The sequence below is a fragment of the uncultured Mucilaginibacter sp. genome, assembly GCF_913773635.1.
Classification (GTDB): Bacteria; Bacteroidota; Bacteroidia; order Sphingobacteriales; family Sphingobacteriaceae; genus Mucilaginibacter.
In genome coordinates this window covers 155,369-167,960 of sequence record NZ_CAJYGQ010000012.1, presented here as the reverse complement: position 1 = coordinate 167,960, position 12,592 = coordinate 155,369, and the positions used below count along the sequence as shown (strand labels likewise).

Below are 12,592 nucleotides of genomic sequence, written 5' to 3'. Positions count from 1 at the left end.
TATGTGATAAGATTTAGCAGTTATTGGTGCGGTTTACATCATGATGTTTTCCATCACCGTGTGGCCGTCAAGCAGTCTTACAATGCGGTGGCTGTATCTTGCATCATGCTCTGAGTGGGTAACCATGATTATTGTAGTGCCCTGTTCGTTTAAATCGGTAAGTAACTCCATAACTTCGTTGCCATTGCTGCTATCAAGATTACCGGTAGGCTCATCGGCAAGGATAAGTTTGGGTTTGTTTACAACGGCGCGTGCAATAGCAACACGTTGCTGCTGGCCGCCCGAAAGTTGTTGCGGATAATGATTACGACGGTGCATAATCTGCATTTTGGTTAGCACTTCCTCTACACGTGTTTTACGTTCAGCGGTGCTTACACCTGTGTATATCAAAGGCAGCTCAACGTTTTCAAAAACTGTAAGCTCATCAATAAGGTTAAAGCTTTGAAACACGAAGCCAATATTGTGCTTGCGTAAATCTGCACGTTTACGCTCGTTAAAATGGGCAACCTCTGTACCGTTAAACAGGTAACTTCCTCCGTCCGGATCATCCAGCAAGCCCAATATGTTAAGCAGCGTTGATTTGCCGCAGCCTGATGGCCCCATTATAGCTACAAATTCGCCGGTATTAATTTCCAGATTAAGCTTGTTTAATGCTACGGTCTCTACCTCTTCGGTACGGTAGAATTTTTCCAGATTGGTAATTTTAATCATAGACCTTGCCTGTTTTAATTGTGATCTTTTATATTTTAAATGTTTTTGTTCAAATTCAAGTGCAGATACTTACTTGCTATTTCAGCACCAATTCCTGCATATCTCCGTAGTTTTCATAGCTAGAGGTGACTACCTTATCTCCTGCTTTAAGCCCTTGCATAACCTCGTAATAATCGGGGTTTTGACGACCAAGCTGTACATCAACCTTGTATGCAGTTTTACCGTCCTCGCTTAATTTGAATATCCAGTTGCCGCCGGTTTGGGTGTAAAAGCCACCTTTCGGAACCATCACGGCCTGAGTTTCATCGCTTAACGCTAAACGAATTTGCAGGCTTTGTCCACGGCGTATATCTTTAGGCATTGCCCCGGTAAATTGCATATCAACCTGAAAACGCCCGTTAGCAACCTGCGTATAAACCTTTTTTATTTTTAGGTTGTATGTTTTATTCCCAAGGGTAAAATCACCGGTTTGACCGTTGAAAACGCGGGTAATGTAATGCTCATCTACATCAACCCTCACTTTGAAGCCCGAGAGCACATCTATCTGTCCAAGACGGCCGCCTTTTTGTTTACTCTGCCCTATTTCAGCATCAAGTGAGGTTAACTGCCCATCAACCGGTGCACGTACAATTAAGTCGCCCACTTTTTTACGCATAAGTTCGAGCGTTGATTTCATGTGTGCATATGACTCTTTTGACTGCTGTGTTTGCTGGTTCATTGCGGTTGAATCCTGGTTAAGTATTTGAGTAGTTAAACGTTTACGACGCACCGCGTAATTATAATCATTCTCCGATTTTTGATACTCCTGCAAACCAATTGCTTTTTGATCGTAAAGTTTTTTATTCAACTTAAAAACACGCTCGGCTTCTTTAAGGCTACTCTCCACCTCGGCCATCTGGTTAAGTTTACTGATGGTGTTTTGTCTTGCATTATCATGTGATATCTGCATTTGCGTAAGCACGTTAAATACGGCAGTCTCTTCGTTTGCCAGGCTTAACTCCAAATCGGTATTAGCTAGCTTTAATATAGGCTGACCTTTTTTCATGGTTGCGCCATCTTCTACAAAAAGCTTTTCAACCCGGCCACCCTCAACCGCATCTAAATATATAGTTGTAACGGGCATAACAATGCCGTTTAATGGTATAATTTCCTGGAATGAGCCTTTGGTTACATTGCTCACAGTAATACGCTCAGTATCAACATTGAGCTTACTTTTACCTGAGGTTAGCATTACACTGCCGGCTACTAAACCAACCAGTGCGGTAATGCCACCTATAGTAAGCAGGCGTTTACTATTCCATTTTTTTCTTTCAATTACTCTGTCCACGTATAAATGCTGTTTACAACTAATATATAAACCTTGTGCCATTGTAAAAAGCCCTCATTTACAACGTGTTAAAGCATGAGTAATTTCAATCGCGTACGCTTGTGTTACACAAAGTGTGCGGATATGATACAATATGCATTTTGTGAATAAAATGAATGGCTTTGATTAACAAATAGTTATATTTTTGGATACTTAATTGACAAAATTAACACGTTAAAGCAATGTAAAAGCGCATAATTGACGTGATATAACAAGCTATTTTTTAACCCGATCCTTAACGTACTACGGCAAATGATATTAAAAAAAGCAACGGTTTTAGTTGTTGATGATGATACAGATGTACTTACGGCAGTAAAGCTTTTGCTTAAAACCGAAGTACACGAAATCATCACCGAAAAAAATCCGGAAAATATTAATTCTATACTTACACGCAACCAAATTGATTTGGTGCTGCTTGACATGAATTATAATAGCACCATGAATACCGGCAACGAAGGTATTTACTGGCTTCGGAAAATTAAGGAATGGAAACCCAATGTGTGCGTAATAATGATTACAGCATATGGCCACATTGATTTGGCAGTGCGTTCTTTAAAAGAAGGTGCTAATGATTTTGTGGTAAAACCCTGGCATAACGAACGGCTTATTGAAACCATTACCGATTTATTAGATAAGCAGGAAGGTCCGAAGAAGCCTAAGACTGCCGTTAAAAGCAACGCTAACGGCACCGAAATTTTAGGCGAATCAGAAGCTATGCAGGATATTTTTCACAAAGTGAATAAAATAGCTCCTACTGATGCTAACATACTTATACTTGGTGAGAACGGAACAGGAAAGGATTTAATGGCCAAGGCAATTCACGAACGATCGTTAAGAGCTAATAAGCCATTTATTAAAGTTGATGTTGGCGCACTTACCGACACCCTTTTTGAGAGCGAACTGTTTGGCCATAAAAAAGGTGCCTTTACTGATGCCCGCGAAGACCGCATGGGCCGTTTTGAAGAAGCCGAAGGCGGAACTTTGTTTTTGGATGAAATTGGGAACATTACCCTGCAACAGCAGGCTAAATTACTTACGGTTTTGCAAAACAGGCAGGTAACACGCTTAGGTAACAACAAACCTGTTGATATAAACATAAGGCTTATTTGCGCAACCAACGTGCCTTTGCAGGAACTTGCTAACGAACAAAAGTTTCGCAAAGACTTAATTTACCGTATTAACACCGTTGAAATTACCATGCCACCTTTACGGCGCAGAATAAGTGATGTACCCGTACTTGCTAGGCACTTTGGCAAAATGTATGCTGCCAAATACCTTAAACCGGCAGTTGGTTTTAGTGCGCAAGCCATAAACAAGCTTCAGGCTTATGGCTTTCCGGGTAACGTACGCGAGTTGCAATACACTATTGAACGTGCCGTTATTATGGCCGATGACACTACCCTGCAACCCGATGATCTCATTTTTTCGTCGCTCGAAACCAGTTTACCACCTGTTGCCGAGCCTGCAGACAATGTGCCGCTAAGTGAAATGGAAAAGAATGCAATACTGCGCGTTATTGAAAAGCATAACGGCAACATAACCCGTGCAGCCAAAGAGCTTGGTTTAACCCGTACCGCACTATACCGCCGACTTAACAAATATGATATTTAAACGTTACGAGTGGCAGTTGCTGCTGCGCATACTTATTTTGTTTTTGCTGTTATGTGCGGCTGCCTTTCTACTTGCGGCTAAGCTTTACCCGTTTGCTTTGGCAACAGTACCGCTCATTGTTTATGTAATTGCAGGTATTATGCAACAACACACCAAAGTGCAGCAAGAGGTGCAGGAATTTGCCGAAGCAGCGCAGTACCGCGATTTTTCGAGACACTATGCCATACAAAGCGCCCCGGCCAACGTACAGGTTTTGCGCAAAGGATTTAACGAGATTAACACCACATTTAAAACCATAAACCGCGAGCGCGAAACCCAATATCACTATCTGCAAAAAATATTGGAGCTGGTTGGCACCGGAATACTATCGTATGAACAGGAAACAGGCGAAATAGGCTGGATAAATGAATCATTCAAAGGCATTATAGATGTACCTTATTTAAAAAACATCAGCTCCCTGCAAAAACGGAATGCTGACTTGTATGATGAAATCATCAAGCTAAAATCGGGCGGTAGCAAGGTAGTATCAATCATCAAAGATCAGCAGCAGGTAAAACTCCAGCTTATGGCAAGTGTACTACGAAGCGAAAACAAGATTTACAAACTGGTTGCGTTTCAAAATGTAAGTGACGCCATGGACGAGTCGGAATCAAACGCATGGTCAAAGTTGTTGAACGTAATGACGCATGAAATAATGAATTCTGTTGCGCCAATATCATCACTGGCTGATACGTTAAAAAACAGGCTAAAACGCACGGATTTAAACGCCGCATCTTCAGGAAACAATCTTGAAGACCTTGAGCTTGGTATAGATACTATTAAACGCCGCAGCGAGGGATTGCTTAAATTTACAGAGAGTTACCGCAGCCTTAATAAAATTACCAAACTTGAGTTGCAAACCCTACCTGTGTATGATCTGTTTGAGAACCTCAACACACTAATGCTTCCTACCCTCGAAAAGAAAAACATTGAGCTTGACATAATCCTACGTGATTTAAGCCTGAGTATAGATGCCGATATCAACCTGCTTGAACAGGTGCTTATTAACTTACTGGTGAACGCCATTGAAGCTGTGAAAGAACAAGCAGAACCTGCAATATCATTATCGGCCGAGGTGGTGAACAACAAAACAGTGCTTAAGGTTAGTGATAACGGCACAGGTATGTCGCCCGAGTTGATGGAGAAAATTTTTATTCCGTTTTTTAGCACGCGTAAAACGGGCAGCGGCATTGGCCTGAGCTTATGTAAGCAAATAATGCTTATGCATAAAGGCAACATTCAGGTACAAAGCGCTGAAGGTAAAGGGACGGTGTTTTTACTACAATTCAATTAAAGCTATTTGAAAATTAGATAGCATTTTTTGCAATTTATCGCATACTTTTGGCGCAAATTACACAACAAATGAGCGAACAAACATTTTCTACTATAGCCGAAAACATCAAAACCCGCCGTACCATTAAACCGGGTATGATGAACGGTCAAAAAATACCAAATGCCCAGGTTGCTGCATTGCTTGAGCTTGCTGATTGGGCACCTACACATGCTTACACTGAGCCTTGGCGCTTTGTAGTATATGAAGATCCGAAAGTATTTTGCGAGCAACACGCTGAGTTATACAAGCAAGGTGCTGGCGAAAACTTCAATCCTGCTACTTATAACAACCTTGCTAATATGGGTACTAATGTGTCGCACGTAGTAATTGCTTATATGCACCGTAGCGAGCTTTCAAAAATTCCGGTTTTTGAAGAGGTTGCAGCCGCATCATGCGCTGTACAAAACATTTTGCTTGGTGCAAACGCGTTAAATATAGGTTCGTTCTGGAGTACCGGCGGGGCAACATTAAAGCCTGCAATGAAAGAATTTTTAGGTCTTGGTGCTGATGACCAGGTGTTAGGCTTACTGTACTTAGGTTACAGCGATGCCAACCCGGATGGCGTACGCAAAACGCCGCTGGCCGACAAAATTAAATGGGTGCAATAAGCACCCTTTTTTGTTGCTGTTTTTGATGTTAGCTTTATGTTAAAACAAATGATAGTGCAATGACGTATAAATGAATACGTTATTAATAAATTTGAATAACACCTAAAGGTGAATTAACCCGGGCCTGTTGACCTTTAAACATAAAATAATGATTAAAACCATCAACGGACATATAAAAAGACGATTTTGGCTGGCTGCAGCGATTTTGTTCATATTAACATTTGCTATAATAAGTTCCCGCTCGGCTACGGTTAAAAAAGCCGCGGTTGCAACTAAGAAAGAAGCACGTGAAGAACCAAAAGCAACATCTGCATTTGCCAGTTATGTAGAAAATATTTTTCAAAATGCTGGTTTAAAAACAAGCGGTTTAGACTATAGCGTTTTTCAAAAAGCAATAACCGGCTACTATAACTTAAAGCAAAACAAAGCCTTGCCGCAATCAAGCAGCATCATTACGGTTATTGATTTTAATAAAGCAAGTACCGAAAAGCGGATGTGGATTGTAGACCTTGCAAAAAAACAGTTACTGCTGAACACGTGGGTAGCTCATGGCCAGGGCAGCGGTGAATTAATGGCTACTGAGTTTTCAAACAAGTCTGACTCCCATCAAAGCAGCTTAGGCTTTTACGTTACCGATAACGTTTATTACGGCAAACATGGCCGCTCGCTTAAACTTGATGGAATGGATGCAGGTTTTAACAGCAACGCCAGAGCTCGAGCCGTTGTATTACACGCCGCTGATTATGTTTGCGAAAACACCATCAAATCATTAGGAAGACTAGGACGTAGTTTCGGCTGTCCTGCAGTATCTCCTGAAGTATCAAATAAAATAATTGATTTGATCAAAGGCAAAAATATGCTTTATGTGAATGCCAATGTAGATGGCTACACTTCAAAGTACCTCAATGAAGGTTTTATTGCCAGTTTTGCCGCTCCTGCTGATAGTGCAATCAGCATAACGCAGAACTAGGTTTAATTTCTATATAAGATAAACAGCCCTTCTATTTAAGAAGGGCTGTTTGCATTTAACAGTATTACATAAATTTGCACGCTAGGCTTTGTAGAAATGAATGCTCTCTGTTAAAACTCTGTGATGACAGCTGCTAAAGTTCGCTAATCTCCATCTGATGTTTGCTACTTACAGTTTTGTAATCTATAGCTTAATAACATTACCAAAATCCAAAAGTCCATTTTGTTGTTTACGCTATTGCAATCTTTATAAATACTTTCTACATTCAACCATAATCTACATCTACCTCACACATGAACCTTCCTTCTCAATCATCGCCGTTTAACAAAAAGCTGTTGATAATCGGTGCACTACTATTAGCCGTTATCGTATCGCTGGTTGTTTTCTTTACGCGCAAGCATAAAAACAAGGTCGATCCGGCTTTTAGTAAGTATATCGAATCGTACACGGCCGGTGTTATATCACGGCAAAGTGCAATTCGCATTAAATTAGCCGGGCAGGTGCAAACCAGTCACGCCAAAAATGAACCGCTTAAAGATGGAATTTTTGAGTTCTCGCCATCAGTAAAGGGAAAGGCTTACTGGGTTGATGCTCAAACCATAGAGTTTAAACCCGATGAGGAAATGAAACCCGATCAGGATTATGAGGTTGAATTTGCCTTAGATAAGGTTGCAGAAGTTGACGATGATTTAGACGAGTTCAAGTTCGGCTTTGAAACTATCAAGCCCGACTTTACAGTGAACTTTGATGGTCTGCAAACTGCCACCAACACATCGCTCAGTAAAATGAAGTTGACGGGCAATGTGCAAACTGCCGATGTGGAAGAACCGGCTAAGGTGGAAAAGATTATCTCAACTCAATATCCAACAGCCACACAAATAGCCTGGAACCATAATGAGGCAACGCGTACGCATACATTTACCATTAACAACATACAACGCCCGGTAACAGGTAAAAGTCCGGCTCAACTTGAGATTAAATACGATGGCAGCCCTATTAACATTGACAATACAAAAGCAGTTAACGTAGAGATTCCGGCTATAGGCGTATTTAAGGTACTGGACATAAAAGCCATTCAGGACCAGGAGGAATATGTGCTTATTCAAACTTCAAACCCTATTATGATTGGGCAGGAACTGAATGGGCTTGCAGGCTTAAGCAACGTACCCGATCCGGCTTATACTATTGATGGCAGCACCATAAAAATTTATGCAAATAACCGCCTTGACGGTAATTATACCGCTTTTGCTAACGAGGGTATTGAAGACATTACTCATAAAAAAATAACCCGCGCATTTACTGCTAACGTATTTTTTGAAAATCGTTTACCATCGGTAACCATACCAGGCAAAGGAGTTATCCTGCCCGATTCGGGTAAACTAATGATGCCCTTTGAGGCTATCAACCTGAGCGCGGTTGATGTAAGCATCATTAAAATTTATGAAAATAACGTACCGCAATACTTTCAAAATAATGATTTTAACGGCCAGAACCAGTTACGCCAGGTGGGCAAACCGGTGTTGCAAAAAACCATAAGGTTGGATAATGATAAAGGCCTCAACCTTAATAAAAAGAACCGCTTCATGCTGGATGTTGATCACCTGATGCGTACCGAACCGGGCGCAATATATCGGGTAATCATTGGTTTCAGGCAGGAGTATTCGCTATTTAACTGTAAAGCCGGTAAGGCCGCCGCCAAAGGAAGCGATGAAGAAGGCGGGTACGAGGGTGAAGAAGAGTATAGCGACAATGGATCGGGTATTGACGAGGATGATGAATTTTGGACACGTTACGATAGCTATTACCCAAGTGGCTACCGTTGGGATGAGCGGGAGGATGCCTGCAGCATGTCGTACTACACCAAAGACCGCTGGGCAACTCGTAACATAATTGCCTCTAACATTGGCTTAATTGCTAAACGTGGTGCTGATAACAGCATGGTAGTGGCCGTTACAAACATTATGGACGCACAGCCCATGAGTGGCGTAACCCTTGAACTGCTCGATTACCAAAAGCAGGTAATTGCAACAGGAAAATCTGACGGTGATGGCATGGCAACTATTGCCATGAAGCGCAAAGCTTACCTTTTGGTAGCAAAAAACGGCGACGAACGTGGCTACCTTAAATTGGATGATGCAAGCTCACTCCCACTTACGCGCTTTAAGGTTGGCGGCGAGCAGGTACAAAAAGGCCTGAAAGGTTTTATTTACGGCGAACGCGGCGTTTGGCGTCCGGGGGATTCCATTTTCGTATCATTCATATTAGAAGACAAACAAAAGACCTTACCTAAAGACCACCCTGTTGAGTTTGAATTTTACAACCCTAAAGGTCAGCTTTACAGCCGCATTACACGCACCAAAGCTATGGATGGTTTCTATAGTTTTCATACGGCAACCACAACCAGTGCCCCTACCGGCAATTGGACGGCAAAGGTTAAGGTTGGCGGCGCGGTGTTTGAAAAGAACATTAAGGTTGAAACCATCATGCCTAACAGGTTAAAGCTTAACCTGTCGTTTGGTAATCAGCAAGCCTTAACCAAAGGAAGCGCTACTGGTGGTAATTTAAATGCCCGTTGGTTATTTGGCGGAATTGCCCAAAACCTGAAAGCTAAAGTGGATGCCTTCGTATCGGCACAAAAAACAATCTTCAAAAAACTGGAAGATTATGAGTTTGACGACCCTACTTTAGCGTTTAATACCCAAACGCAAACCGTATTTGACGGCCGTTTAGATGCTGAAGGTAATGCGCCTATAAATGCTGACATCAATGTTGAGAACCAGGCACCTGGTCAATTAAGGGCAAATTTTTTGGTAAAAGTGTTTGAACCCGGCGGAAACTTTAGCATACAACAGGTTACTATGCCTTACAATGTTTACAGCGGCTACGTAGGTATCAAAACACCCGGGGGCAGTGCTATGACCGGAATGCTTGAAACTGATAAAGATCAAACCATTGATATTGTTGACGTGAATGCAAACGGTCTATTGTTGCCGGGCACCCGTAACGTCGATGTTGAACTTTACAAAATACAATGGCGCTGGTGGTGGGATGAAACAGGCGACGAGCTAAGCAACTTTACCCAAGATCAATATAATAAATTGGTACTTAGCGAGCCTGTCACGATAAGTAACGGAAGGGGTGAATTCAAGTTCAAAATCGATAAGGAAAATTGGGGCCGCTACCTAATACGGGTGAAAGATAACCGAACCGGCCACTCTACCGGTAAAGTGGTGTATGTAGATTGGCCGAACTGGTCAGAACGTCTGCAGCAGGAAAACTCAACCGAGGCGGCTATGCTGTCGTTTACATCAGATAAGCAAAGCTACAAAGTTGGTGACGAAGCTACACTTACTATACCAACCGGTGCAGGCGGTCGCGGACTGATTAGTATCGAAAACGGAAGCAAAGTTTTAAAAACCACTTGGATTACTACAGAAAAAGGCCAAACCCGTTATAAATTCAAAATTGAGCCGGGCATGGCGCCAAACATTTTCGCTACTGTTACACTGTTGCAAAAGCATGCGCAAACACTTAACGATTTGCCTATACGCATGTACGGCTCTATTGGTTTGGATATTGAAGATCCGGAAACCATATTGAGACCGGTGATATCAATGCCAGATAAAATAAGGCCCGAAACCAAATCATCAATTACCGTGTCAGAAACATCAGGTAAGGAAATGACTTACACCATTGCCTTGGTTGATGAAGGTTTGCTTGATTTAACAAATTTTAAAACCCCTAACCCTCACAGCGCATTTTACGCCCGCGAAGGCCTGGGTGTTAAAACCTGGGATTTGTTTGACTACGTAATAGGCGCCTTTGGCGGCGGATTAGAGCGTATACTAAGTATTGGTGGTGATGGTAGCGGCGTGGGCAACGGCAAGAATGTGTCAGTTAACCGCTTTAAGCCGGTGGTTAAATTTATGGGGCCATTCCATTTGGGTAAAGGCGAAAAACAGACAAAGCAGTTTACGCTGCCGCAGTACATTGGCTCGGTAAGGGCCATGGTAATTGCCGGTCATGACGGCAGCTACGGTTTTGCTGAAAAACCGGTAGCTGTTAAAAAGCCGTTGATGATTTTGGCTACCTTACCGCGGGTACTAGGTCCATCAGAGCAGGTACAACTGCCTGTTACCGTTTTTGCGATGGAAAATAACATCAAGACGGTTAATGTTAAAGTACAATCGAACGCTTTTAGCAATCCGGCAAGCAGTTACAGCAAAACAGTTACGTTTACCAAAACCGGAGATCAGTTGGTATCGTTTGATTTGAACGTGAAGGACTTTGTGGGAGTAGGCAAGGTGCACATTACTGCGCAAAGCGGAAGTGAAAGCACCGCATTTGATGTACAATTGAACGTGCGTAACCCTAACCCTCCTATCACTAACGTAATTGAAAAAGAATTGGCACCGGGCGAAGTTTGGAACACCTCATACGCCGCTATTGGCATGGGTGGTACCAACAAGGCAACGCTGGAGGTATCGGCAATACCAGCACTTAATTTATCAAAACGTTTAACGTACCTTATTCAATATCCGCATGGATGTGTGGAGCAAACTACTTCATCAGTATTTCCGCAATTGTATTTGGGCATGCTGATGGATATGACCGCTCAGCAAAAGGCACAGGCCGAACGTAATATTAAAGCCAGTATTGCACGGCTAAATGGCTTCCAGGTACAAAGCGGCGGTTTGAGCTACTGGCCTGATGGTGGCGAACCTGATGATTGGGGAACTAACTACGCCGGCCACTTTATGTTGGCTGCACAGGCAAAAGGCTACGCCCTTCCGGTTGGTTTCTTAGAGCAGTGGAAAAAATTCCAGAAACGACGTGCCCAAAATTGGGTGCCTGATACCAGGGAGGCGTATTACTATTCGGGCCTCATACAGGCTTACCGTTTATACCTGTTGGCTTTGGCTGGCGCTCCTGAACTGGGTGCGATGAACAGGCTAAAAGAAATTAAGTACTTAAGTCCTGAAGCAAAATGGCGTTTAGCTGCAGCTTACAAACTTGCCGGGCAGCCCGAAGTTGGCTTGCGCATGATTGCAGGCTTGCCTACCCAGGTTAAACCGTATCGCCAAATGGCATACACTTATGGTTCTGACGTGCGCGATGAAGCCATGATCCTAGAAACCCTCACGCTTTTAGGCCAGCGTAAACAGGCATCACAAGTGGTTTATAACGTGGCGGCAAAACTATCGCAAGATACGTGGTACAGCACCCAAACTACCGCTTACTCACTATTGGCAATTGCTCAATACTGCGGGCAAAACAAAAGTGGAAACAAACTCCAATTTGATATTCAGGCCGGAAGTGTGAAAAGCAATGTAAATGCTGATAATTATATGTGGCAAACCAATATTGCGGCAAACGGAGGCAGGGCTCTTATCAAAAATCGTGGCAAGGGCCGATTGTACATTCGCCTTATACAGCAGGGTCAGCCCGCATTGGGACAAGAGTTGCCGTCGAATATCAACCCAGACATTTTGCAGATGCAGGTGAAATACTATACGCTTTCCGGCTCACCTGTTGATCCGGCTTCGCTTAAACAAGGAACCGACTTTGTGGCACAGGTAATACTCAAAAACCCTGGGCAGCGCGGCAATTACGCTAACATGGCGTTAACGCAAATATTCCCCTCGGGCTGGGAAATATTGAATACCCGCATGATGAATAATGATGAAGCGTTTAAATCATCGCCTTCTGATTACCGCGACATTCGTGACGATAGAGTGAACACATACTTTAGCATTGCCCCGCATCAGGAGGTGACGTATTACGTAATGCTCAATGCATCGTATACTGGCAGGTACTACCTGCCGGCCACTTATTGCGAGGCTATGTACGAGACATCAATTAATGCTTTGGAAAAAGGCATGTGGGTTGAAGTGGTGAAGTAACTTGAGAAATACTAAAGTTATAAAGTAGTATAACAGGGCATGCAAGTGGGA

At 42.8% G+C, this 12,592-nt stretch carries 7 protein-coding genes; 5 read left to right on the top strand and 2 right to left on the bottom strand.

From position 1 onward, the window contains the following. Window positions 1–33: 33 nt before the first annotated feature. Window positions 34–711 (bottom strand): ABC transporter ATP-binding protein, encoded by a 678-nt coding sequence (locus tag QZ407_RS15355; protein WP_157542187.1) that lies wholly within the window; start codon window positions 709–711, stop codon window positions 34–36. 76 nt (window positions 712–787) lie between these two features. Further along, a complete protein-coding gene (locus tag QZ407_RS15350) occupies window positions 788–2,038 on the bottom strand; it encodes an efflux RND transporter periplasmic adaptor subunit (RefSeq protein ID WP_295772639.1) in 1,251 nt (416 codons plus the stop codon). Window positions 2,039–2,329: 291 nt separating this feature from the next. On the opposite strand from QZ407_RS15350, the gene QZ407_RS15345 reads away from it, so the two are divergent. The 5 genes from QZ407_RS15345 (at window position 2,330) to QZ407_RS15325 (ending at window position 12,541) form a co-directional block, all read left to right on the top strand. Then, a complete protein-coding gene (locus QZ407_RS15345) occupies window positions 2,330–3,688 on the top strand; it encodes a sigma-54 dependent transcriptional regulator (RefSeq protein WP_295772637.1) in 1,359 nt (452 codons plus the stop codon). Continuing rightward, window positions 3,678–5,021, top strand: coding sequence for a HAMP domain-containing sensor histidine kinase (locus QZ407_RS15340; protein ID WP_295772635.1), 1,344 nt, complete (start codon window positions 3,678–3,680; stop codon window positions 5,019–5,021). The genes QZ407_RS15345 and QZ407_RS15340 overlap by 11 nt, the downstream gene beginning before the upstream one ends. Before the next feature lie 68 nt (window positions 5,022–5,089). After that, the gene (locus QZ407_RS15335) at window positions 5,090–5,668 is read left to right on the top strand and encodes a nitroreductase (RefSeq protein ID WP_295772633.1); all 579 of its coding nucleotides are present in this window, start codon (window positions 5,090–5,092) and stop codon (window positions 5,666–5,668) included. A 148-nt stretch (window positions 5,669–5,816) separates the two neighbouring features. Then, window positions 5,817–6,638 (top strand): murein L,D-transpeptidase catalytic domain family protein, encoded by an 822-nt coding sequence (locus QZ407_RS15330; RefSeq protein WP_295772631.1) that lies wholly within the window; start codon window positions 5,817–5,819, stop codon window positions 6,636–6,638. 293 nt (window positions 6,639–6,931) lie between these two features. Then, complete coding sequence (locus tag QZ407_RS15325; RefSeq protein WP_295772630.1) at window positions 6,932–12,541, top strand: MG2 domain-containing protein; 5,610 nt, start codon at window positions 6,932–6,934, stop codon at window positions 12,539–12,541. Window positions 12,542–12,592: the final 51 nt, after the last annotated feature.

What these genes read in the sequence shown, in the direction of transcription:
- QZ407_RS15355 (WP_157542187.1), bottom strand. Translation starts at nt 711, where the DNA reads ATGATTAAAATTACCAATCTGGAAAAATTCTACCGTACCGAAGAGGTA.
- QZ407_RS15345 (WP_295772637.1), top strand. Translation starts at nt 2,330, where the DNA reads ATGATATTAAAAAAAGCAACGGTTTTAGTTGTTGATGATGATACAGAT.
- QZ407_RS15340 (WP_295772635.1), top strand. Translation starts at nt 3,678, where the DNA reads ATGATATTTAAACGTTACGAGTGGCAGTTGCTGCTGCGCATACTTATT.
- QZ407_RS15335 (WP_295772633.1), top strand. Translation starts at nt 5,090, where the DNA reads ATGAGCGAACAAACATTTTCTACTATAGCCGAAAACATCAAAACCCGC.
- QZ407_RS15330 (WP_295772631.1), top strand. Translation starts at nt 5,817, where the DNA reads ATGATTAAAACCATCAACGGACATATAAAAAGACGATTTTGGCTGGCT.
- QZ407_RS15325 (WP_295772630.1), top strand. Translation starts at nt 6,932, where the DNA reads ATGAACCTTCCTTCTCAATCATCGCCGTTTAACAAAAAGCTGTTGATA.